Source organism: Syntrophus aciditrophicus SB (assembly GCF_000013405.1).
Lineage (GTDB): Bacteria > Desulfobacterota > Syntrophia > Syntrophales > Syntrophaceae > Syntrophus > Syntrophus aciditrophicus.
In genome coordinates this window covers 431,140-456,120 of the sequence record NC_007759.1, presented here as the reverse complement: position 1 = coordinate 456,120, position 24,981 = coordinate 431,140, and the positions used below count along the sequence as shown (strand labels likewise).

At 51.7% G+C, this 24,981-nt stretch carries 19 protein-coding genes; all 19 read right to left on the bottom strand.

Annotation, left to right across the window (positions count from 1 at the left end; all coding sequences use genetic code 11):
* Positions 1-35: 35 nt before the first annotated feature.
* Entirely contained in the window at positions 36-1,607 is a 1,572-nt protein-coding gene (locus tag SYN_RS02125) for an acyl CoA:acetate/3-ketoacid CoA transferase (protein WP_041584621.1), read from the bottom strand.
* A gap of 36 nt (positions 1,608-1,643) precedes the next feature.
* Positions 1,644-1,940: a DUF2080 family transposase-associated protein gene (locus SYN_RS16340; RefSeq protein WP_011416355.1), complete on the bottom strand. Its 297-nt coding sequence runs from the start codon at positions 1,938-1,940 to the stop codon at positions 1,644-1,646.
* A 49-nt stretch (positions 1,941-1,989) separates the two neighbouring features.
* Complete coding sequence (locus SYN_RS15655) at positions 1,990-2,166, bottom strand: DUF2080 family transposase-associated protein (RefSeq protein WP_083756413.1); 177 nt, start codon at positions 2,164-2,166, stop codon at positions 1,990-1,992.
* A gap of 113 nt (positions 2,167-2,279) precedes the next feature.
* On the bottom strand, positions 2,280-4,175 hold the full coding sequence (locus SYN_RS02115) for a bifunctional acetyl-CoA hydrolase/transferase family protein/GNAT family N-acetyltransferase (protein WP_041584620.1): 1,896 nt from the start codon (positions 4,173-4,175) through the stop codon (positions 2,280-2,282).
* Positions 4,176-4,523: 348 nt separating this feature from the next.
* On the bottom strand, positions 4,524-6,284 hold the full coding sequence (locus tag SYN_RS14960; protein WP_011416353.1) for a PAS domain S-box protein: 1,761 nt from the start codon (positions 6,282-6,284) through the stop codon (positions 4,524-4,526).
* A gap of 998 nt (positions 6,285-7,282) precedes the next feature.
* Entirely contained in the window at positions 7,283-8,023 is a 741-nt protein-coding gene (locus SYN_RS02100; RefSeq protein ID WP_158302892.1) for a phosphoribosylanthranilate isomerase, read from the bottom strand.
* Positions 8,020-8,757 carry an indole-3-glycerol-phosphate synthase gene (locus SYN_RS02095; RefSeq protein WP_011416351.1) on the bottom strand — a complete coding sequence of 246 codons (738 nt, stop codon included), beginning with the start codon at positions 8,755-8,757 and terminating at the stop codon, positions 8,020-8,022. The genes SYN_RS02100 and SYN_RS02095 overlap by 4 nt, the downstream gene beginning before the upstream one ends.
* A 12-nt stretch (positions 8,758-8,769) precedes the next feature.
* Entirely contained in the window at positions 8,770-10,116 is a 1,347-nt protein-coding gene (gene trpD / locus SYN_RS02090; protein WP_011416350.1) for an anthranilate phosphoribosyltransferase, read from the bottom strand.
* 504 nt (positions 10,117-10,620) lie between these two features.
* A complete protein-coding gene (locus tag SYN_RS02085; RefSeq protein ID WP_083756411.1) occupies positions 10,621-11,481 on the bottom strand; it encodes an AAA family ATPase in 861 nt (286 codons plus the stop codon).
* 63 nt (positions 11,482-11,544) lie between these two features.
* Positions 11,545-13,107: a GumC family protein gene (locus SYN_RS02080; RefSeq protein WP_041585259.1), complete on the bottom strand. Its 1,563-nt coding sequence runs from the start codon at positions 13,105-13,107 to the stop codon at positions 11,545-11,547.
* A 36-nt stretch (positions 13,108-13,143) separates the two neighbouring features.
* The gene (locus SYN_RS02075; protein WP_148202456.1) at positions 13,144-13,770 is read right to left on the bottom strand and encodes a polysaccharide biosynthesis/export family protein; all 627 of its coding nucleotides are present in this window, start codon (positions 13,768-13,770) and stop codon (positions 13,144-13,146) included.
* 86 nt (positions 13,771-13,856) lie between these two features.
* The gene (locus SYN_RS02070; protein WP_049749870.1) at positions 13,857-15,764 is read right to left on the bottom strand and encodes a tetratricopeptide repeat protein; all 1,908 of its coding nucleotides are present in this window, start codon (positions 15,762-15,764) and stop codon (positions 13,857-13,859) included.
* 19 nt (positions 15,765-15,783) lie between these two features.
* Positions 15,784-17,406 carry a glycosyltransferase family 4 protein gene (locus tag SYN_RS02065; protein WP_011416345.1) on the bottom strand — a complete coding sequence of 541 codons (1,623 nt, stop codon included), beginning with the start codon at positions 17,404-17,406 and terminating at the stop codon, positions 15,784-15,786.
* Positions 17,407-17,430: 24 nt separating this feature from the next.
* Positions 17,431-19,014, bottom strand: coding sequence for a VPLPA-CTERM-specific exosortase XrtD (gene xrtD, locus SYN_RS02060; protein WP_011416344.1), 1,584 nt, complete (start codon positions 19,012-19,014; stop codon positions 17,431-17,433).
* Between the two features lie 25 nt (positions 19,015-19,039).
* The gene (locus tag SYN_RS02055) at positions 19,040-19,825 is read right to left on the bottom strand and encodes a WecB/TagA/CpsF family glycosyltransferase (RefSeq protein WP_011416343.1); all 786 of its coding nucleotides are present in this window, start codon (positions 19,823-19,825) and stop codon (positions 19,040-19,042) included.
* Positions 19,825-20,985, bottom strand: a complete 1,161-nt coding sequence (locus SYN_RS02050; RefSeq protein WP_158302891.1) for a glycosyltransferase family 4 protein — start codon at positions 20,983-20,985, stop codon at positions 19,825-19,827. The genes SYN_RS02055 and SYN_RS02050 overlap by 1 nt, the downstream gene beginning before the upstream one ends.
* Positions 20,986-21,047: 62 nt before the next feature.
* Positions 21,048-22,418, bottom strand: a complete 1,371-nt coding sequence (locus SYN_RS02045) for a phenylacetate--CoA ligase family protein (RefSeq protein ID WP_148202455.1) — start codon at positions 22,416-22,418, stop codon at positions 21,048-21,050.
* 19 nt (positions 22,419-22,437) lie between these two features.
* Positions 22,438-23,568, bottom strand: coding sequence for a glycosyltransferase family 4 protein (locus SYN_RS02040; RefSeq protein WP_148202454.1), 1,131 nt, complete (start codon positions 23,566-23,568; stop codon positions 22,438-22,440).
* Between the two features lie 99 nt (positions 23,569-23,667).
* On the bottom strand, positions 23,668-24,978 hold the full coding sequence (locus SYN_RS02035; RefSeq protein WP_011416339.1) for an O-antigen ligase family protein: 1,311 nt from the start codon (positions 24,976-24,978) through the stop codon (positions 23,668-23,670).
* Positions 24,979-24,981: the final 3 nt, after the last annotated feature.

The following is a 24,981-nucleotide window of genomic DNA, read 5'->3' as shown; positions in this document are numbered from 1 at the left end:
CTAACCCCCGTTATGATGTTTCGGACTGTTGGCCTCTACCTGTTTTCTTCCATGATTTGTCGGAGTTTTCCCCACTGTGGCATAAACAATTCCCGTGGCATTTCCTTTAATGCCGGAGAAATCCTGGGTCTAAACTCCATAGCGGATAGGACATCTCTTTCCACCTCGAGACCCGGGGCAATTTCGATCAGCGTCAGCCCTTCATTTTCCAGGGAAAAGACAGCTCGTTCCGTGACAAAAAAGATCGGCTTGCCTTTTTTCCGGGCGTATGTGCCGCTGAAAGATACCTGTTCGACTTGATTTACGAACTTTTTCCCTTTGCCTTCCTTGAGGATTACGAGTTTGCCATCCTTCACCGCAGTCTTCGCGTCGATGGTCATGGGGGAGACGAAGACGACTTTCTTGGCGGAGTCCGCGATGTTGATGAAGCCGCCCGGTCCGGATATCCGGCCGCCGAACTTGCTGACGTTGAGGTTCCCGTCAGCATCGGCCTGGGCAAAGCCCAGGATGGCGGTGTCGAGGCCGCCTCCGTCGTAAAAGTCGAACATGGCCTCATGGGCAACGGTACATTCCGCGTTGTGGCTTGCGGGAAAATCAAGGCCACTGCACGGAACGCCGCCAAAGTTGCCCAACTCGGTAGTAAGGGTCACCTTTTCGAGGACACCTTCCTCGACGGCCACGCTGGCTACGTACGTGGGCGTGCCGAAGCCGAGGTTGAGGATAGAATCGGGCAACATTTCCATGGCCGCGCGGCGCACGATAACCTTACGTTGATCAAGAGGCAGGGGGGGAATAGAGCCCATGGGGGTATGGAAGTAGCCGCAAAGATCGGGCTCGAAGAAAGTGCCTGTGGTCATGAGATGATTTTCCGGCTTTGCTTGGACGATATAATCCACGAGCCCGCCCGGCACATTCACTCTCCGGGGATGCAGGGTGCCTGTTTTGGCAAGGTACAGTACCTGTGCAATGACGATGCCGCCGCGGTTGTGGACGGCGCTGGCCAGAGACAGTGATTCGAGGAGCAGCGGCTCGTGAGTCATCGCCATGTTGCCTTTTTCGTCACAAACGGATCCGCGAATGATGGCCACATCAATGGGAAAGGGTTTGAAGTAGAGGTATTCTTCTCCTTCGAATTCGATCAGCTTTACGCGTTCTTCCTTCGTGATCTCGTTTATTCTGCCGCCGTCCAAGCGGGGGTCGATGAAGGTGCCCAGCCCCGTTTTAGTGATCACCCCCACTTTCTTGCCGGCCATCTGCCGATAGAGATGGACCAGGATACCCTGGGTGAATAGATGGCATTCAACTTTATTTTCGGTCACCAGTTTGCCCAGGCGGGGAGACTGGCCGATATGACTGCCGATTACTTTTTTGATCAGGCCCTCGTGGGCTAGGTGGTTCATTCCTTTGACATCTCCGTAGGGATAATCCCCGTTGCCGCTACTGAACGTGATGGTGAGATCGCGCGGGGCTCCCGTTTCCAGGAAACGTTTTTCGATGGCTATTGCCATCTCTTCGGCAAAACCGGACAAGACCGACGTGGTCCATGCTACCGTCGTTCCGTCTTTGATCAGCTCCGCCGCCTTTTCTGCACTGATTACTTTGGACATCTTTCCTTTCTCCTTTAAATTCAAATTTAAGAAAGATCACTTTGGTGTCATCATCCCTATGATTCTCCTCAGATGACGGTTTCCCGCTTCGTGATCGCCTTTTCCTCTATATTGACCTGACTGGTAAACAGCCGGGTCCAATCCCGACATTGGCAATGATTTTCCATCCATAATTTTGATATGTTTACCGCTCCAGCTCGCAGGCACGTAAAAGTGGCCGCAACCCCCGCTCCGCTTTACTTTCTTGCATATGAGCTCTTCGCCGTAGACTTCAAATTTAAATACAGGACTGCTTAGCTGATGATCTGTTTTCAAGTACTCTTCACTACTCATAATGAATCCGTCCAGGGATCTCACTTATCGTGACATTTTTTGCTGCAACTCAGTCAATCCGAATAACTTCGACATGTTTCCCGACCCAGTCCAGAGGCACGTCAATCCGGCCGCTGTCACCGTGCTTCTTTACTTCCTTGGATATGACCTCTAGACCGTAGGTTTCAAATTTCAGGACAGGACTGTCTAGGTGATTATCCGTTCTCAAGTATTCTTTACTATTCATAATCAATCCCTCCGGGATAAATATTCATCTCACTCATCGTGAGATTTTTTGCGGATGAAAACTGGGAATGCCGCCATGGGTTGCTTTCCTGAAAAATCAAGCGTCAGGCACTGTCAATTCCGGAAGGCAAGTTTTAAATTATAGAATCCGAATTCCAATTTTCCTGAGATATCAAAGCCTCCTTTGGCGAATGTTTTAAGCATCGGCTCGTTTTCCATCAGTACCGCGGCGGTAAAGCCAAGAAGCCCCTTCTTCTTTGCGTGATGGGTCATGTAGGAAAGCAACGCCGAGCAAATGCCTCTTCTCTGGTAATCATCGCGGACAGCGAATGCGATATCGGCCCAGTAAGTGCTGTCATCGATCTGGTAACGACCCACACCCACGATCATTTCTTTCCTGTCCAGCGGAACTACGGCGCAGATGGCCATTTGCCTGGTATAATCCGTCGTAATCATGCTCTGTATCCTTTCGTGAGGCATGTCGAAACGCTTTGAAAAGAACCGGAGATAAAGACTGGTGTCGGACAATGCATGAATAAAATCTCTGAAAAGAGGCTCATCCGTAACTTTAACGGGGCGGAAAAAGACACTCATTCCCGAATTTGTTGTCCAGTGTGTTTCAAGATGTTCCGGATACTTTCCCTTTTGCCCGTGGTTGAAGGTCTGATCACGGTAAATGAGTCCGCGTTTCTTCGCTTCTTCCAGCAGCCACGGACGAAATTTCGGGTGCGCGATAGCAATGAGCTCCATGACCCTCTCACGGATCGTTTTGCCGTGAAGATAGGCAATACCGTATTCCGTAATGACGTAACGGACATCGCTTCGATTCAGCGTAACCCCGGCCGATTCAGACAGGGTGGGAACGATGCGGGAGAGCTTGCCGCCCATGGCAGTTGACTGCAGGGCCAAGACAGTCTTCCCATTGCGAGCCATGGCCGCACCGCGCATGAAATCCTGATGAGCGCCGACGCCGCTGTAAAACCGTCCGCCGATGGACTCCGAGGTGGCCTGTCCGGTCAGGTCGATTTCCAGGGCACTGTTGATGGCCACCATATTGTCCTCCTGAGCGATGACAAGAGGATCGTTCGTATAGTCAATAGTTCGAAAACAGATGGAATGATTGTCATGGATGTATTTGTAGGCCTCTCTTGATCCCATGCAGAATGAAGCGATTGTCTTGCCTCGATTCAGTTTTTTCCTGGAATTGTCAATCACGCCGAGCTTGATCAGGTTGATGAGGCCGTCGCTTAGGAGAGAGGTGTGAACTCCCAGATGTTTTTTATTGTTGAGATGAGCCACGGCTTCATTAGGCAGAATTCCGAAGCCTACTTGAATCGTATCGCCATCCTGAATAAGACGGGAGACATAATTGCCTATCTTTTGCGCCGTCTTGCTGGAAATGGAGCCCTGTAACTCCAGAACGGGCTCATCGTGGGGAATGAGATAATCGACATCCGAAATATGGATGAATCCGTCTCCGTGAGTATACGGCATATTTGTATTGACCTGAGCGATAACCAGGGACGCTTTTTCCGTGGCCGCTTTGACCATATCGACACTCACGCCCAGGCTGAGGAAACCATTCTCATCCGGGAGAGAGGTCTGGATCAGGGCAATATCGATTCTGACGAAGCCGCTCCGCAGGAGTGTCGGAACGTTGGACATGGAGATGGGGGTATAATCGGAAGTGCCATCGTTTACGGATGTTCTGGTGTTGTCGCCGATGAAAAAAGTGTTGTGGCGGAAATTGGACTGGAATTTCGGGTCGCTGTAAGGTGTGACCCCAAAGGAATAAATCTGGATGATTTCCGTGTCGAAGATGGCCTTGGGGTTGGATTCCACGTATTTAACCAGTGACTTGACCAGATACTGGGGCTCTCCGCAGCCGGAAGAGACGAAAATGCGATCCCCCCGGCGAATTTTGCTGAATATTTCCACTTCGTCAGCGAACTTTTCGGAATAAGTCGCTTTCCACATTTCAAGGAAATGGTTCTTGTTTCTGCAGTTCATCTTTGATTCCCAGCTCTTGAATGATTGTTTTCGTGAAACTTCAGTGTTAAGGGGCAAAGCTCCACCCCCCGGTTACAAGACCGTCTTTCTCAGATACCGGCGTTTAGCTCATATCCGTTGGTCAAGAAAAGAATGTTTCATGATTTAAGGCGGCACTCATAACAGTAATGGCGAGGAATACAATGCTGAATTAGTGGCGAATTTATAACACTATATGTCAGTATTCTGTAGTAAATAAGCTTTACGAACAGTTAGTTATGAATGTTTGAAGTTAGAATGTAAAAGGGAAGTGCAGTTGAGGGAATAGCGATAACTACACAGATCAAGGTCCCTGAGGGATTGTCTCTTTTATGAAAAGTTTCGCAGTAAAAGTTGAAGGTTGAATTTCTTATTCTTCAGGCCCATCTTTTTCCTGATTTTACCTCTGTAGAAATCGATCTCGCGCTTGGATATATTCAAAAGTTCGGCGATTTCCTTCGATGTCATGCCTTCCTTGATCAGCGCGGCAATCTGGATTTCCTTTGCGGTAAGATTCAAATACCTGGACGTTAACACCTGTACAAAGGGTGAGGCGATCTCATCCAGAGCTTGCTCTACGATTTTGACAAAGTCCTTCTGGATGGCACTCATGGGGGTTTTTTTCAGTTTATCCAGATAAGGCAGAACCTGTTGCTTGATGTTTGTTAAAATTCTTTCCTTCAATTCCTCCTTGTCTTTTTCTATGGTATTTAAAAGAGTCTTCAATGTGGCATTCATCTCCTCCAGATTCTGTGCCTTGAGCCGCAACTCCTGCTCGCTTCTTATTAAAGCTTCCTCCGCCTGTTTCCGCTCAGTGACGTCTTCCACAATCCCCTCAAGGTAATCGGGAGTACCGTTCTGACCGATAACTTTACGGATTGCCAGTTTCCCGATCATGATACTGCCGTCTTTTCGCAGATAGGGCTGCTCGGCATAAAACCATTCCTGCTGCTGCAGGGCGGCAAGGAGTATGGTACGATTTCGGGAATCAGGGTGAATCTGGCTGTAAGTATCCGTGATGGTCTCAGTAACCTCTTTCGGCGAATCATAGCCGAGCATTTTTGCAAAGGCGGAATTAATGCGCAGGAACGTCCCTTCGAGAGTCGTCTGGAACATGCCAATTGACGCGTTTTCAAACAAATTTCGATACAGTGCTTCACTCTTTGCCAGGGCATCTTCCGCCTGCTTCCGGTCGGTATTGTCAAAGACGACAGCCCGACTCATCCGATAGTTCCCGTTTTCATCATAAATCGCGGTCGTATTGATGATTACAGGAAACACACTGCCGTCTTTTCGAATCAATTCACCCTCTACATCGCTTAACCGTCCCTGCTCCTTCAAAATGGGAAAGAGACGGCGGAACCGTTCCATATCTTTTCGAGTCACCATATCGGTAAACTTCATTTTCCCGATCACTTCATCCCGGGAATAACCCAGCCAGCCGAGTTGAGTGTCATTCATCAGAAGAACCGTTCCATCATTTCCCAGGGAGTGGAAGCCGCAGGGTGCATTCTCATAAAGATCTTCGATTTGTGCCAGATACTTCTTCAGCCTTTCTTCTGCCTGCTTCCGCTGGGTCCTGTCAATGATGGCGACAACAGCGGAAAGAGCTCTTCCCCGATCATCGAGGATTGGGGAGTACTTCATTTCTCCCCAGCGCAACGTCCCGTCTTTGCGGACATAATACTTCTCGAGAGTAAACTGATCGATCTCGCCCTTAATCTGCTTGGCCAGGAACTCCCTCGTTTGCTCCATGTAATCAGGATGCGTTACTTCCATAATGTTCATCTTGATCAGTTCTTCCCGGGAGTAGCCGATAAATTCAACAAAGTTGTCATTAGCACGGAGATAATTCCCCTGTGAATCGACATACGCAATTGCCACACCTGTACTTTCAAACAATGCTTCGTAGTTCTCTTCAAGTCCTTTGCGTAAGGCATTTTCAAAAATGTTTCTGTATTTTTCTTCAGCCGATCTTTGCTTTACGTTCTGCTGTTGCTCGGCGACTACAAATTCCAGTTCGGTAATTCTGTTTCTCGATTCTTCCAATTCTTCAATGAGCTGCGATTTTGTCTTTTTTCCGATAAACATGTTAAGCGGCCTTCAAGAAGTGATCTGATGCATGTTGGCAGTCACCAGCGTGTTTGAAAGGGTCAGACTGACACTGGAGATTCCGTCAAACGAAAAACAGGTCGGTCCTTCGCGACTATGAACTCAAGTCTGTCAAAACATGAAATCTCGAACTGGGTAACTGTCTTAGATTATATAACAAGCTTTGGTAGTTCCACGGGGATCGACCCCCGGTTTCCGGTGCGAGAGGCCGAAAAATCTGACATGGCTGTTCTCTTATTTATGCGTACATAATCAACATGTTACGAAATCATGTCTGTTTTTGACATGCTTAAAAATACGGGCCTTGTCATTGGCATGTCAGCAGCTAGAAGGGCGCTCTTCCGGTCATAAGCTTGGCAAATGCCATTTTGCTTGCTATATGTTTCGATAAATGTCTGCTGATAGATACATCCCGCACCAACTCATCTTTTTGGCCGCCTATAAGTCCTTTTAGATATGCTCATTGTTTCCAAGTCCTTCCACGCGACAATATAGAGGAGTCGAAAGGATACACCGGACTTGATATGGGCAGAAACCCTCCCACATCGTGAACAAATCAAAGCCCTTGTATATGCAGATAACCAATCTCGTTATTTAACTGCAATAATCCATAGGTCGACATGCCATATCTTATTAGGTTCTAATTGTCCACGAGATTCCGCCTCGGAGATAGTCAATGCCACTTAAAGGCATGGCTCTTCTGAAAGGTCGTTTGAAAATTGGCTGGCAAGGAGTTTAAAGTTTCAACCGGAATTCAATCATCAACTCAAAAAATCACTCTTAATACTTGTATTTGAAATCTTGCATACCCACTGATAAGCGAAACTGAACAACTACAGGAAGAAGTTTTCGGAAATGACGAGGACATGCAGTGTCAAACAAGACGTCCATTGACAATGCCTTGATAAGGATAAGAACTTGATTTTTTTGTGATTATATGAATGACGATGTTGTGTCAAGGTGAGGTTCAGGTACTGTCACCTTTTTTGAGTGAAATTTTCGTAACAGTTCTCATTAAATGTTGAGGAGAGAACGGGCTGTGCATCCACAACCGCTTTAACAAATGCCCTTACCTTTTGAGGGTCTTTTTTTCTTTCCTCCTGGTTTTCAACACCGCTGATCACATCGACGCCATAGGGATTAACAGCCTCTATGGCCTTGCCGATATTGCCCGCATCCAGGCCACCGGCAAGGATGACGGGTAGTCGCACTTTGTCGCGTATCCTCCGTGCAAGCCCCCAGTCAATGCTCCGGCCGGTTCCCGCCGGCCGGGAATCACTGACCGAGTCCAGCAGCAGGGCATCCACCTTGGCATCCTCGATCAGCCTCGCCGCATCAATTGGGTCTTCACACGAAGACCGGAACTTCCCCGTTTCCACTGAAAACCGAAGGGGCTTGATCACCTGTGCCCCAAGTTTGTGGATAGCCGCAACGAGGGTTGCCGTCACCGAAAGAGGTTCATTTCCGTGCAGTTGAACGACGTGCGGCCTCAGAATCTCCGTCAATTCGACGACCACGTCGGGAACGTCCCCGACCACAATGACCCGCGAAACAAAAGGCGGAACGCAGCGGATCAGTTCTCCGGCAGTGTGCCGGTCGAGATTCCACGGCACATCGATGGGATACTCCACGACAAATCCCAGTGCATCGACGCCTGCTGCGACACAGATGCGGATGTCCTCTCCGGTTATAATGCCGCAGATCTTGATCCGTGTCATGGCGGCCATCCGACAGACGTCAGTTCATCCAGAAAATTTCTCACGCTGGCCGCTTTCAAAACAGCCGTACCAACCAGCACGGCATCGGCGCCGCCTTTCCCGGCACGCCGGGCTTCCACCGCAGAGCTGATCGAGCTTTCACTGATCAGGATACGCGAGCCTTTACAGAAGCCGGCAAGCTCCTCCGTCCTGCTCACATCGTTGTCATCCAACTCGAAGACGGTAATGTCCCGGTTATTGATTCCCATCAGATCAAACGAAAGGTCTTCCACTTTTTTTATCTCTGCAAGACTATGCGCCTCAACCAGGGTCTCCAGGCCGCAGCACATTGCCTTTTCAATCAGCCGTTCCATCTGCTTCGTTTCCAGCAGGGCGGTAATGATTAAGATCGCCGAAGCGCCGCAGTCGGCCGATTCTTCGATCTGCCGCTCGTTCCTGATGAAATCCTTGTGGAGGACGGGAATGTCCACGGCGGCGGCGACTGCACTCAACAGGCCCATGTGCCCTCCGAAGTGCTCCGATTCAGTGACAACACTGATTCCCGCAACAGGACACCGCGCCATTTCCTGCGCGAGCGCCACGGGGTCACGGCCACGCAGCAGATCACCTTCCTTGTCCGATCTCACCTTGACCTCGGAGATCACGGGAAAGTACTTCTCACTTTGTCTTTTCCGGATGGATGCGGACAGAGACAGTCTTAGTCCCTGTCCCGCAGAAGCATCTTTTTTCAACATGACCGCACCCTATTAAACCTTATGGGATTTTTCCACGAATTCCTGGAGTTTGCGCGAGGCGGCCCCCGAATCGATAAGAGAACGGGACAGGTCGATTCCCTCCCGGATGCTCGACACCTTGCCGCTGACATAAAGCGTTGCCGCATTGTTCAGGACGAGGAAATCTCTTCTCGGTCCACGCTCCGCGCCTGAAAATATGTTCCGGGTGATCTGGGCGTTGAATTCCGGCGATCCGCCGGAAATATCGTTCAGGGTACAGCGTTTAAGGCCGAAATCATCAGGAGTGACTTCATAATATTTGATCTCTTTTCCTCTGATCTCCGCCAGCGAGGTTTTCCCGATCAGCGATATTTCATCCAAACCATCAATGCCGTGGGCCACGATGACGTGGTTGAAATCCATTTCCGCCACGACGTTGGCCATCATGCTGACCAGTTCCGGTTTATAGACGCCGATGGTATGGTTCCGGGCGCCCAGCGGATTAATCAGCGGACCGATGATCGTGAAAAAAATCGTCTTGATGCCGAGTTGGTTTTCCGGCCCGAATACCTTGAGCATGACGGGATGAAAATTCGGCGCGTAGAGGAAACTGATCCCGATATCTTCAATCAGCCGGGCAGACTGCTCTGGTGTGAGATCAATATTGACACCAAGGGCCTCCAGAACATCCGCGCTTCCCGAGGAAGATGAGATGGAACGGCTGCCGTGCTTGGCAACCGGAACGCCAGCCGAGGCCGTCAGGATGGCGTTTGCCGTGCTCACATTGAAGGTGGCCGAACCGCCTCCGGTACCACAGGTATCGGTAAGTTCCGATTTAATTGAAACATGAATGGGAACGCAGTTTCGGCGCATGGCTTGGGCGATGCAGGCAACTTCCTTGATACTTGGTCCCTTGCTCAGCATGCCAACCAGAAAACCGGCAATCTGGACGTCAGACAGCTCTCCGGCATTGATGGCGTCGATAACACTGTTGATTTCACTTTTTTCCAGATCAAAATTTTCCGTCAGCTTGGCAAGAATCGGCTTGATCATCTTCTTGCCGGTCTCGATGGCCAAGGCCGTCTCTTCCAATGATTGCGGGATCATCATTCCATTGGGAGCCCCAGTTGCCAGCTCATGGAATTTGTAAGTCTTGAAGGCCATCATTGTCCTCGTCGACAAAACACCTTCCGTGTTCTGCATCTTATCTGTCACGATGTCGGAAAGGCTTTCATATTCCTGGACCTGGATCTTAGCCATGAGATCATACTCCCCGGTAATGGAAAGCACCTCCACGACCTCCTCGATGGCACCCAGCTGGTTGGCCAGGCGCTGAATTTTTCCTTTTTCCACTCTGAAAAGAACAAGTGCAGTGATCATCCGATTGGTTCTCCTGTTTTAAATGACACGTTAATTTACCACGACGACACACGCGACGCCGTCTGCTGAGCCTTTCTTAAAAAGGGGGCTGAAAAAAAACTCACCGCCTCACCGCCCCTTTTTTGCAAAAAAAAAGACCGTGGAGAAGAATCTGCCCACGGTCTCAGAACGTTTTTTGTAGATTACTGATGAGCAATCGTGTCGGCAGACCAGAAAATGTTGGTCCACCACCAGAGCATTGCCCATCTTTCAATGTATGAAGCGTAATTCACTGACTCTTTCCTTTCTTCAAGAGGCGAATCAAGAGTAAATAAATCTTCCGTTTCTTGTCAAGCCCTTTCTCATATTCTGCGATTTTGCACATTTGAGTCCCTGGACAGGTCTCGCCGTCAACAGGCAAAAAAAAAGATTCAAGCTCTCTTGCAGCCGGAATCTCTTTTTTTAATGAAGAATTTGAGAATTTTCTGTCGAGACGGATTATCAGCCCGCCTCAGTCCTCAGACCTCAGGCGTGATAGCGGTTCAGCACCAGTCCCAGGAGTTTCTCCTTCGGGAGCAGCTGGGCGGCTTTGTTCACTTCGCCCACGGGGGTCTTGTCGGCCTGGACGACCATCAGGATGTGATCCATCAGGGGGGCGAAGGCCAGCGCGTCGGCGCCGGTGAGGATGGGAGGAACATCAAAAAAGATGTACCGCTCCGGATAACGGTGCTTCATGTCCGCCACCAGGTTCTTCATCCTCGGCGATCCCATCATCTCACTGCTTTCACCGGTGGTTTTTCCTCCTGAAATCAGGGTCATCTTCTCGACGGCCGGCCAGACGAAAAGGTCGCCCGCGGAGCACTCCCCAAGCAGGTTGTCCACCAGCCCTTTGTCGCTTTCAAAACCCATCACCTCGTGAATGTTCTGCTTCTTCAAGTCGCAATCCACAAGGAGAACCGTCTGCTTGTATTCCCTCGCAAAGGTCAGGGCCAGATTGATCGCCGTCAGGGTCTTTCCCTCCCCCGGCAGGGCGCTGGTGACCATGATCAGATTGCCGCCGGTCTCCCTTGTCCGGTTCAGGATCTGCGTCCGCAGGACCCGGTAGGCCTCGACTTCCTCCTGATTCGGGAACATGGCCACACAGCGGTTGCGCTCCATCACATCCGGGTTCAGCGTCACGGCGCGGGACTGGCTGTAGACGGGCGATACCCGGTCGACTTTCTCATCCACATCCGCCGGCTGGGTTATTCTGTCCGGCGTGTCAAGCAGCTTCAACGCGGGCCGGTCCTCGTTATCCTGTGGATTTTCCAGGAGCTGCCTTAATTCCAGCAAGGTACTTTCCCGCTCCTCCTTGGCCTTTTCCAGCGCTTTCTGCAATTTACTCATGGCATTCACCTTTTATTGATCAGTCGTCAGATACTTTATTCAGAACCTCTATGAGAACAACCCTCATATCGAAAACCGCCGCATGAGCCGGGCGATGAAGACATCGACATTCATAACGAAAAAATGAAAAACGATCAGACCGATCACGGCCACAGCCCCCGCGCTCATCATCAGGGTCCTGCATTTCTTCTTTCCCCGCTCCCGGTCTTCCAGAGTCACGATTTCGGGAATGGCCGCAAGAACATTCATGGACGTTGCCAGTTCAAGATCCTCCGCTGAATGCGCCGACTTGTCGGAAAATTCCCGCAGGGAAGCCGTCCCGACGCCTGCACCCGTCCCGAGGATCAGACCGATGAGCAGTACCGCAGGGATGTTCGGCTCGATAGGCTCTCCCGGCAGCCGGGCCGGGTCGATCAGGGTAAAGCGTTCCCCCATCTGAACTTCTTCCAGCCCCTGGGCCACCTTGGCCTCCATGTGCTTTTTCATCAGGTCATCATACTTGGCCTGCAGGTTGTTGCGCTCACTGAGCAGAAGCTTGTACTGCTCTTCCGTCCGCGGTGAGGCCTCGATGCGGTGACGGTACCCTTCCCTTTTACTCCTGACAAGACCGAGCTGCCGATTGATGGAGCGAATATCCGAACGTGTGCCTGCCAGTTGAGCGGACATGGCCACATACGCCGGATTGTCCGACTGTCCTCCCAAAGCGCTCTGCTTTCCTGCGGATCCCAACCGGCGCTCCAGCTCCGCAATCTCCTGCCTCGCCTTGACGACATCGGGGTATTCCTCAGAATAACGGGTCCGAAGATTGACGATTTGCGCCCGCAGTTCCTTGAGCCGTTCCTTGTCCGGATTGGCCAGATCCTGGGGAATGCTGGCCAACTGGGTCAGCAGATAGCTTTCCTTTTCTTTGAGCGTCCGCAATTGATCGTTCAGTTGATCGATCTCCTGATCGGATTGCGCCAGGGTCTGGAGGTTGAACTGCGCGAGCTCCGGCAGGGAATTCAGGTTGCTTGACTTGAACGCGGCGATCTTGCCGTCTATTTCCGCCAATTGAGCCTGAATCTGCTTCCCCTCGGTCTCGATGAACTTGGACGCCCCGGCGGATTTCTCTTCCCGGCTTCTCAAGTTCTCTTCAAGGTAAAGAGACGCCAGGACATTGGCCACCTGCTGAACGACTTCCGGCTTTTCTCCTTCGTAGGAAACGGTGAAGGCGATGGTGGCCGACTTGGCCGATCCCGATCTGTCCTTGACATCGGCACTGATGGTTTCCAGTTTGATTGCTTCGCGCATTTTCTCGATGACTGCTTCCATGTTGGACTTGCGGCGGAGATCGGCATAGAGGTTGAACCGGTTGATGATCTCCATCAGTTTGTTATAACTCATGATCCGCTGACTGATCGTCTGCAGACGCTGCTCTGCGTAGCCGGTTACCGTGGTGGTCACGTATTCCCTCGGGATTTCCTGCTCTTCGATCAGAACGGTCGATGTGGATCGATAGGTCGGCGGCCAGTAGAACGCCCCGATTGCGGCGATAAGAAAGATTGCTGCAGCCGGCAACAGGATCTCCCATTTCCGGCGTTTCAGAATCCCGATCAGTTTTTTGAATTCCAGCGTATTTTCTTCCACGTATTCCCTCTCCAATTCCTTCCCGTGCTGAAGTTGCTAAGGAATGACAATCACATCGCCCCGCTGAAGCAGGATATTCTTCTCCACGTTTTTGCCTTCGGACACATCATCATAATTAAAGTAAAAAATGCGGGTTTTAAGCCCTTCCTGCCGGAAAATTCGGATGCTGTTCCGCTTGGCATAGGTATTCATTCCGCCGGCGGTGGCCAGAACCTGCAGGACATTGATGGGGGCATTCAAGACCAGGCGCCCGGGGCTGTTGACCTTGCCGATGACGTATACGATCATGCTGTTGATCTGGGCAACGTTGACGAAAAGATCCACATCGGGAACGTAACGGGCAAGCCGTGTCTCCAGCTCTTTCTTCAATTCGGCGGTGGTCATTCCCCCTGCCGCTATTTCACCGACCAGCGGAAAGGAGATTTTCCCGTCGGGACGGACCACGACGGATTTCGTCAGGGCTTCGTCCTTCCAGACCGCGATGTCCAGAACATCCCCCGGCCCGATGACATAATCCCCAGTCGGCCCCAGAGACTCAGGTTTGGCCTTTCCGGCTGCCGCAGGAGCTTCCTTCGGCCCGGCTGCCCAAAGCGGCCCAGCCGCCAATGCAAAAATGCAGATCAACAGAACAGTCAAGAAAAGCGGTAAGTATCTGTGCTTCATGTGATGTCCCCCTTCAATATACATTTGGAATTTATAGCTCATTTCTTCCGATATGTCCAATATATCAAGAAATTGTTTGATATTTATCACTGCATTCCCAATGCCTTGAGGGCATCCGGCCGGCCGGCAAACCCATCGCCGCTGCGTACCGCAAAGTTCAGCCTCTGCTTTCCCTGCTCGGCCTGACCCGTTTTGAGCTGGATCATCCCCAGGTGATAATTGAGCATGACACTTTCAGGCGCCTTGTTGATGGCCTTGACGATCAGTGCTTCGGCCTGGCGGTAGTCGCCCTTTTTGTAATAAATCCAGCCGAGGGTATCGAGCACCGCGGGATTTTCCGCGTTCCGCCCGTAGGCCTTCCGGGCCAGGGCCAGCGCCCGGTCCAGATCGCCGGGTTTGCTGCCGTATTCGCTGAGCAGAAATGCCAGATCGTTGGCTGCAACCCAATTCTCCGGCTGCTTCTGCAGGACTTTCTCGTACACCGCCATTGCCTGCCGATAGGACTCCGCCGCCTTGAGCTCGTCGCCCTGCGCGTTGTAGACCTGCCCTCTCAGGTTGAGCGCGAAGGCGTCGCCCGGATTCTGCTGAATCCGTTCTTCCAGCAGGGCCAGGGCGGATTCATATTTCTTCTGCTTCATGTAAACCTGCACCAGAGGAGCCGAGAGGAGCGGCGCCGACCGGGGATTCGCCTTCAGGGCCTTCTCCAGGGTATCCGAAGCGAGGTTGTATTCCTTATTCAGCATGTGGGCCTCCGCCAGGCGGATATGCCCGGGGATGAGCTGGGGCCTCTCACTGGTTACGGTGCGGAACTCGGCAACGGCGCCGGCCCCATCCCGCTTGAGCAGGGCAATGTTGCCTTTCGTGAAATGGGCGTCCACGTCCTTGCTGTTTTCCTTGATCACTTCATCCACATACCGGGACGCCTCCTTTACTTCCTGCCGGGCCAGATGAATCCGGGCCAGGGCGTTTTTCGTCTGCAGAATCTGCGGGTTGCCGGCATCTTTCTCCAGGGCGAGGCACTCGTTCAGAAGGGATATGGCCCGGTCCGGCATTCCGGTGTTGAGGTAAAGATCGCTCAGGGCAAAACGCAGTTTGAAGCTTTTGGGGATCGCCTGGATGCCCGCTTTCAGTTCACGCTCCGCGTCGGCAAAGCGGCCGCGGGCGATGTAGAATCCCCCGACCTGCAGACGCCCTTCTTCATTGGCGGGTTCGGCTGCCACAACCTCCTGGAGAGTCGCCACCGCCTTGTCGTTTTGGCCGACATGCCAGTAAAGGCCCGCCAGGGTCAGCCGGTAGCGGCTGTTTTTCGGCTCCAGGGCGATAACCTTCTGGAGGGTCGCCGCCGCCTCGTCGATCTTCTTATCCCGCGTGTACAGGTCCGCCAGGGTCAGATAGAGGATGACAGCCTTGGGATTGTCCGCAATCCCTGTATTCAGGGCATCCTGGGCTTCTTTGATGCTGTTGTTCTGAAGATGAGAGGAAGCCAGCAGAAGAAAGAGTTCCGGACGTTTCACGCCCCGCTGACGCATGTCCCGCAGAATCGCCAGCGCATCGGCGCTGTCCTTCAAGGCAATCAGGGCCGCCGCCTTGAGAAGCAGGGCATCCTCGTTGCCGGGCGACAACTGCAGGACCGTTTCCGCCTTTTTCAGCGCCTTGTCCGGCTGGCGGGCTGCCAGATACAGATTTCCAAGCTGGATGTGGGCGTCCGTCAGGTTCGGGTTCAGCTCCACCGCCTTGGAGAAAGACCCGTAGGCGTTCTTCAGATTGCCTTTCCGCAGTTCCACCATCCCCAGCATGTAATGGGCGTCGGCATATTTGGGATCGATCTGGATGGCGTTGCGGAATTCCAGCCCCGCCTTGACGAACTCGCCTTTTTCGTAGAGCGACTTTCCCTTGTTGAAGAACTTCATTTTTTTCTCCTCCGGTCCGCTGCAGGCAACAGCCAGACTGGCCAGGATCAGGAAAGCCATTCCCAGGGAAAACAGTTTTCTCATGTCTTTTTCTACCTCCCGGTTAAATTCCTCGAAGTGCGACAACGCTCAGGACGAAAACGGTCAGCAGGGTCAGCTTGCCAAATTGCCTCCGGATTTCGCCCAGAATAATTTCCAGGGTAAAGAACAGCAGGATCGTTTTTACCCCCAACAGCCCGAACGCCTTCCGCAGCTCCGGCAGAAAGACCAGCACCAGCGTAATGAAGAGGAGCAGATAATCCATGGTGTTCGTCCTGAAGCCCTGGCGGCGACGGGTCAGACGCAGTGTCAGGAAGCCCAGAGCGGCCACGAGCAGAAAGGAAAGTTCATAAAGATAGTGCAGGGTCCCCTGCATCCAGGGAACCGGACTGGTTTCGGCAAAGTAGAGCAGAAAGGGGATAGAGAGGTACAGCAGCGTGGTCAGGATCCATGGGGTCTGTTTTCGGAAAAAGAACCAGCTTCCCGTGAGCACCGCAGCCCCAGCCGCCGTGAAGAGGGCGAAATAGCCGGGGATTTCCCGGGAGAGGAAAGCCAGCAGAACCAGCAGGCAAATGATTGTAATCCTCAGGGGCTCGAAGACGAGCCGAATAAAAATCCCCCCTTCCCGCAGCTGCCGCAGGCGCCTCTTGACCCGGTCGATGCCGGTAAACTGTCGGACGTTCCAGCCCGAGGCTTCAGCCCGGTGCAGGACGATCAGGAAAAGAGCGGAAAAGGCCAGGTAGCCCCCGAGAAGAAGCCATTCCGAATAAAACCGGAACCGGTAGGCTGCCAGCACCAGCAGGGACTGAACGACATAAAGGACAAAAACCGCCTCGGTGTGATAGAAGCCCAGCCCCATGAGCCGATGGTGGAAGTGCCCCTTGTCCGCCGAGAAGGGAGACCGCCCCTCCGCAATGCGCGAGACCATGACGGTCACGGTATCCAGGATGGGACCGCCGATAATGAGGAGCGGCAGGATGGGGCTCAGGGCCTTATTCCCCTGGGTCAGGGCAAGAGACAGGCAGACTGCCGAGAATCCAAGGAGCTGGCTGCCCGTGTCCCCCATGAAAATGGTGGCCGGATAGGTATTGTACCGCAGGAACCCGAAGATGGCCCCGGAGAGCGCCGCGCAGGCCAGAACGATAAACAGATCCTGACCCTTCCAGGCGAGAAAGCCGATGCACAGCAGCATCAGGAGAGTGAGCCCGCCCGCCAGGCCATCGAGCCCGTCGGCCAGGTTGATCGCGTTGGTCACCCCCACGATGGCGAACACGGCCAGAAAAGCGCCGATCCATTCCGTCAGGACCAGGGAATCCGGCTGGAGGGATCCCAGGTGGGTGATCCGGAGCCCCCCATAGAGAACCACAACCAGGGCGGCGATAATCTGCCCGGCGAACTTGATTTTCCAGTGCATTCCGATCAGGTCGTCGATCAGCCCGAAAGCCACAAGTACGGCCGCTCCGGCCAGAAAAGGCCAGGCAGCCGCTTCCTGATTGCCATACAGGAGGATGGGGACAAACGCGCCCACGGCCATGGCCACCCCCCCGATGCGGGGCACGGGATGCGTATGGACCTTCCGCTCGCCGGGCAGGTCGTAGGCGGAAGTCCGCTTTGCCCCCGAAATCAGGACCGGGATGAGCACGATCGTGACGATCAGGGACAGAATGAAGGCAAAAAGGATGGGCATGAGGTGGGGTTAAAAGGACATCGATCAATTGGGGATGAATTCGGGAAGCAGAGGAATGGCCTCATTCAGGAAACCTCGAAGCCGCGTGTCCGCGTCTTCCGGCTTTTCCGAGCCCGCAATGGGTGTGATCACCCGGATCAGCGCGCCATCGGTCCGCTGCCGTGTCAGGGCATCCCAGAAGTTATAAAGCTTCAACTGATAGAGCTTGGTCAGCACGCGGCCCCGCTGGGCGAACCAGTAATAGGCCAACTGCCGTTCTCCTTCCTTTTCCATGACAACTCGATTGACCCGCAGGGAAGCGCCGTTTCCAGCCGCCAGGGCGATCTCCTCCGCCCGGCTGAATTTCCATCCGCTCCCGGGCAGACAGCTTTCGGGTGAATGGATGGATTCCCCCTTCTGCTGATTTTCATAATAGGCGGTGTAAAAGTGAACCGTCTGGTTCTGTCGATCCCGGTAGGTAACCATGACATAGTCACTGAAATCCAGTTCATCGATAAACTGCTGTTCCATGGTTTCCCGGGTGCCGCTCCATTCGCCCACCTGAAGAGGAAATTGATCGAGAGACTGCTTGATGGGTATCTTTTCCCGGAATTCCACGCCCTGCGACAAGCCCAGCGTCAACCCCAGAACCACTCCCACGGCGATAAACTGGGGCTGAAGGAAAGAGCGGCTCCAGCCAACCGAGGCCCCTGCCGCATTATCCGCCGCCTGGCCAACCTCTGATCGTATGGATTCCTCGTCCTTCTCCATCCCTTTCCCGATCTTCTTCAACACCCACATTTCTGCCAGCAGGATTGCCGTGGTGAACAGAAAAATCAGCCAGCCCGAAAATCCATGAAAGAATCCCTCCGCCACGGCAGGCCCCCAGAAACTGTACAGCACCCCCGTCAGGGCAATCCGGAAGCTGTTCACAACAATGGCGATGGGAATGGACGAGAGGAAAAGAACCGCCTTTTTCCAGAAACGGCCCTTGAACCAGTAAGCCACGATGAGGCTCAGGATCATCAGCGGGAAAAGATAGCGCAGGCCGCTGCAGGCATCGACGACCTGCAACTGCGTAAAGCCGAGATCGATGACGTTCCCTTCCCGATAGGCCGACATCCCGTAAAGTTGCAGCATCCAGACGCCAAGCTGGGAGGAAAGGAGCTTCAGGGTCAGGGAGATCTTCGCGTTGATGAAATAGGGGAACGGAAACATGGCCAGCATCATGATGAAGGCAAAACCGACGGTCTTCAGCTTCCGCCAGCCCAGATGCATCCAGCACACGCCGACGATCACAAGCCACAGGGAAATATACTGGGCAAAAAACTCGCCCCCCAGTTCGCCCAGCCAGAACAGGACCAATCCCACGCCCAGAGGGAACAGCCCCATCCAGGATGGCGTTGAAGGCGTTGATATCAGCTCGCTTCTCTTTTCCCAAAGCAGATAGAGGACAACCAGGGGGATGAGGCAGGCGTAAGAATAGTCTTCCCTCGGCCAGTCGCGAAGGATCAGCCACTGGAGACTGGACCGGTAGATCAGGACGATGAGAAGGCTATAGAGAATTCCTTTCAGCCAGCTTGCCGGCTTGACGCTTTTCAGGAAAGTCAGAATTTCATTCATTGGCATGAGATGCTTTCTCGGATTGAAGCTTTCAATCCGGGTTTTTCCGCCCGATCTGGCGGATTTTTTCTCTTGCGACCCAGGAGAGAAAGACAGGAGTCGATTTAAAATTCCTTTCCCAGAGCCTTACCGGTTCTTTCAGCAAGCGGGGCAGCCATTCAAGACCGAGTTTCAGCCAGAAAGGAGACGACCTCTTTTTCGTGCCTGCATAAAAGTCAAAAACCGCCCCGACAGCACAGGCAAGCCGCACATTCAAACGGTCTCTATTCTGCCGGATCCACTTTTCCTGCTTGGGCGCGGTCATGCCCACCCACAGGACATCCGCTTCGGATCGGTTGATGGCCTCGATCATGGCTGCATTGTCCTGTGCCGTAAACAAGTCTTTGAAAGGAGGTGAATAGGTGCCGGAAACGAAAATGGAAGGAAACTCAGTATTCAGTCTGGAGACGATACGCTCCAGGACAAACGGCGATGCCCCGAGGAAAAAAAATCGGATTTGCCCGCTCTGGCCGGCGGCGGCGTTGCAGAAATTGTAAAAAAAATCGAAACCCGCCACTTTCTGCCGCAGGGGCAATTTCAGAATGCTCGCGGCCAGAATCATGCCGGAACCATCGGGCAGCAACAGATCCGCATCCTGCAGCGCATCCCGGAATTCCGAATCCCGCGAAGCCACAACCAGCGAATGAGGATTTGCACAGGCTACGACGAAAGGCCGCGATCTTCCCAGAAGGGCTTGAGAGGCAAACTCGATATCCCCACTCAGGCCGCGGTTGCTGATGCGATAGCCGAACAAGCTCTGGGTGCCGGTTTGTGCCATCAGCGCTTCAGGGCTTTCTCGTAAATTTTCATCAGGCGGGAATAGAACTTTTCTTCGGAATACTCAGCCAGGGCTTTCTCTCGACCGGCCTTTCCCATTTCCCGGCAAAGATCCGGCCTGTTCCACAGAAAATCGATCTTCTGAGCCAGTTCATCCCTGTCTTCCAGATCACACAGCAGACCTGTCTTCCCATCTTCCACGATCTCCGCCAGAGCCCCGATTTTCATGGCGACCACGGGTTTGCCGCAGGCCATCGCCTGGGCCACCACATTCGGGAACCCTTCAAACCAGAGACTGGGGAAAACAAGCAGCCTGCTCCTGTAGAATATGTCATCCAGATCCTTCCCCCGCAAAAACCCAGTAAATTCAACATTGGCGGGAGCCAGTCTTGTGACTTCCGGCATGGCATCCGTACTGCCGGCAACAACGAACCGATTCCGGGGAAGCTTGCGGGCGGCATCGAGAAACTCCAGAATGCCTTTCTCGGGGCTCACTCTTCCAACAAAAGAAATGGCGTCACTCTCATCATTTTCGTCGACATTCCCATCCATTTTCGGCGCAATATTCGGCAGGATTTCAATTCGTTCAGCCGGAATACCCGCATCCATGAAGCGCCGTTTCTGAAACTCCGAAAGGACAACGAATATCGTGACATTGTCGAGAATCATCCTGGTCATTCTTGCAAACGCATTCCGAACCGCGTAACCGGCACTTTTCAATCGGCCGTCAAGGCAGTTTCGAAGAATGCATTGCCATTCCCGGCCGCCCACGCAGCGCTCGCACACCTGGCCGTGCGATAAGTGCAATCCATTGGGACAGAACAACCGATAATTTGGACAGCGCATGACTATGGGAATCCCACGGGTCCGGCAAGGTGCAAGGACAGAAGGTGAAAGAAACGGATAGAGGTTCTGTACCTGAACGAGATCATATTTCCCCTGGTCCAGAAGACTTTCCATTCGCCTTCGGGAATCTGTGCTGTAAATTCCCGAAAAGAAAGCCTTTATCTTTTGAGATGCAGAATCCCCAATGACGTCGGAGCTGGTTCTCAGCCAGGAAATCTGATGACCGTGAGACGTCAGAAGGCCGGCAATGTTCTGAACCGCATGCTCTTCACCGCTTGGCTTGGCATAGTCGTTATGAACGAAAAGGATTTTCATGAAGGAGGACATGAAATTTCAGGGTCAGATCTTGATTTTTTGATTTTCAGGGACGGCAGTCATTACTCTGTGCATCCCGGAATCGAATTCAGATGGGATACAAAGTATAGGTGCTTTCCAGTGGGAACTTTGAGGAAATCTTCATTTATCTTGAATTCCAAACATATGTCTCTACCAAGCAGTTCATTGAATTTCTTTTTGATGTCTTCTAACGCATCCGAAATACTGCTTTTCCTATTGGTTCTTATTCTTATGACAATGTGGTCTTTCGCAGTTTGTTCAGCCTGATATTCAATGATCCAGTCATAATCTTTCAACAAGTGTGGGAATATAAGAGATGTGATCCTGCGATTGTCAGGCGTTATGATCATGGAAGCCATGCGCCCTTCTATTCTATCGATCCTGTGGTAGGGCAACCCACATGCACAGGCTTCAGTCACGATGGAAGCGGAATCACCGATTTTGTAACGAACGAGTGGCACGACCTTGTTTGCGAACCACGTAATCACCAGATTACCGAACTCACAAGGATTGTCGTCATCGTCAAGAACCTCGCAAAAGATTATATCCTGTGCATAATGATAACCATTCTGCGCTCTGCATTCCTGTGCGAAGGTTCCGGTTTCTCTGGTGCCATACTGAAAGTAGATCGGTGCATTAAGCCATTGTTCAGCATGTCGTCGTGCACGTTCCTCTATCGGTTCCGCACAGGCAATGGCAACGTTGATACCCGATAATGGCCGCTTTTCACATTCACAAACCTGAGACAATTCTTTGAGTATGCTGAAATATGCTATTAAAGCGTGAGGGGTCTTCTTTCGAATAACGGCTACAATTGACGAAAAATCGGTATTCGACCGGTCCATTATGTTCAATATGGTATCGTTGATGAGAACCCTTTTCGTAATGCGCCGAAGACTGCTTGGTAGATCGACAGATCCGCCAAACAAAGTCATCGTTTTCATTCCTCCCACCCAGTTTACCCATCGTCTCTGCCTGGCTATGATTACATTATTTTCGCGATAATCGTCATGATTCCCCCAGATTTCCAACGGAGTCCCCGTCGATCCTCCCGTAAACTTTGCAATCAAACCTTTTCTTCCCACATATTCTCTAGAAAAGATGCTTTCCAAATTCCGGGTAATTTCCATTTTACTTATGGATGGAATCTTTCGAAGTTCCGCAAACATGTCTTCGGCTCTCAGATTCACGGAATGTTCTTGAATCTGTTTGTGGTAATAGGGAGAGTTGTCATTACAATACTTCAAGAATTCTCTTAGCTTTTCATTTTGGATTTCTGCTATTTGATTCTGAGTTAAAAGATCCCTTCCGTAATAGGTCGCAAGCATTTCCTCAGATATTCCCTTGTTGAACAGGTTTATCTTATAAAAGACTCCCTGGTAGAGTCGCTTTTCCAACCAATTCGTATACATGGCGCCGGCAGGCTTCACCTTACAAGTGCTTTGTTCCCAGTGCAATTTTGCATGCATCCCATATGGCCTTGGCGGCATGTTCAGGTGTATGATTCGCGACAATTGAACGTGATTCGGAGCCCATCCGTGGCAAGTCGTCCACACTGCTCAGGGCCTTTGTCAAAGTTCGAACGATGCTGTCCCGCTGCAGAGGATCGAAAACCCATCCGTTACGGCCCTCCTGCACCAGCTCCGGCCAACACCCATTGTAAATTGAGCAGATAACCGGCAAACCGCACGCCATGGCTTCGGGCACCACAAGGCTCCAATTATCCTCCAAGGTCGGCATGACGAAGATATCTGCAGAAGCGTAATAGGTTGCAATCTGATCGTAATCCACATCACCAACCAAATGTACGGATTTCAGTGTCATACGTTTGATCAGTTCATGAAGCGCGGCATACTCAGGGCCTGAACCTACAATTACAAGAGCACTTGTCCCGTCGTAAGCTCCCGAAAATTTTGACCATCCTTCCAGCAGGTGGCTGAATCCCTTTAGTGCAACCAAGCGACCTACTGAAAGAAACACCATCTTCGGTGCTCCCCAGGATGCCCGCAAATCCTGGCATTGTGCATTGCTGATCTCAGCTGTCCGCTGCTTTAAGTTATCTGTATCAGCTACCATGTGCCCCGTAGTTATTCTTCTGCTATCCATCCCGAGCGATTGAGCGTATTCTTTCGACAGCTTTCCGTTGCAGGACATCGCCCCAACAAATTTAAGCACTAAGTTTCGATATACACTTCGATACCATTGAGCTTTTCTTTCCGTGTATGCAGTCCGCTCATAACAAACCACAAGAGGGATGCCATACAGAATCCTGTAAGCTAACGCGAAAGCTGTCCATTGAAAGAAACCATCCCCAACGACTACATCAGGCTTTATCCTTTTCAGCGCTGACAGTGCACCCGGCTGATAAACAATTCGCAATGTTTCATTCGCATACCCGCTCAACACTTTTGGCCCTATTCTCTTTTCACCCTCAAGCCCGATCCCCTGAGACCCAAGAACTGCGGAAATTTTTTTCTGAACTCGACAAGGAGTAACTTCCTTCCCATAAATGACGTGGAGCTCCCCATTCGTCATTCGATTGAGCACATCGAATACTGGCACCCTATAATCCAGAAAAGATCTGCCGATATACGCAATATGCAAGAGTGTTTACCCAGTCGGTGGTTCAAAGTGAGAGTTTTTGTTGAGATGCATAATAATTTAGGTCTGTTTTGAGAATTCAGCCAAAGATTGTTTGGAAGATCGAGAACTGTGAGGATATACGTGAAGGATAAACAATGCCAGTATCGAGAAAAAGGCAAAACTTGCCGTAACCCACCGGTCGGCGATCATCGGCATAGCAAGGCTGTTTACAAAACCTGCCGCCATCGCCCCCAGCACTCCTGTCGCACCTTGGATCTTTCTTCTCAGAGACCGCATCATTTCTCGCACCAGCTTTAACGGGAAGATAATAAAAACAAAAAGTCCCAGAACCCCCGTCCCGATCAAGATTGAAAGTACAAAATTATGAGAATATGCAGCCCCCACTCCACCTTTTGAATAAGCCTCAAATACCGTCCCTTTACCGGAGGGTACGACCCCAAGCCCATACCCCCAGATCGGACTATTCGCTATTCTTTCAGCATAATAAGTCCAAGCAATCGTCCGACCGCCAAGCGTTTCTATCCCTTGATTCGTTTTCCCGGGAAATAAAAAATCCTTCAGTGGTTCCATCCCTCCACCAAGAAAAAAGAGAAGGATTGAAGCATACATGATAAACATCATCAGCCCAATTCGCCGCTGCGCGAAGAGGATGACGATAATCCCAAACAGTACCGCCACGTTGCTTGCCGAGCTGGTGCCAAGAATTAGAAGCAGAAAAGACAACAGACCGTAACGGAACAACATCTTTCGTCGAAGCCGCTCCCCTGTTTCCAGCAGTTTCTTTTTTCCCAGGGCCAGATATTCGCCGGCACAGTAGGCAAAAAGCACGGCTGCTGATGCGGAATAGGCATTTGTGTGCCATGCCCCAAGTGAAAAGACGAGTCCGCTTCTCATATGAATCCCCATCTGCACGAAAACCGATAGAAGAGAAAGGAACAGCACTTTCCGCTCTGCTTTTTCGAATGAGGAGCAGTATGACAGCGCAACAAACAGGGATGATATAAATATTACACATTCGACGGAACGATAGAGTGAATAGAGGGGGCGTAACGACCAGATAGCGCTCAGGGCACAGACCATGTAGTAAGCCAGCAGCCAGAAAAGCGATGACTTGAAAGCGATTGAAAGGAATTGAGAAATCTTGCGGCTGAAAAGAAGGACAAGCGCCAGGAAAAACACAACGAGCACATCGACTGCGGCATAGGTATCGACCGTATCAAAATCCAGACGTCCCCTGACAAAGATCTTCTGACGGGCAATGAAAGCAAAGTGGGCGATCCAGATGACCCAGGCGACCGTCTGAACAGCTTTGCGCGCTACCCGGCGTTCCGGCAAAGAATCAGATGATAGATCGGTGCTCTTTTCCAAAAG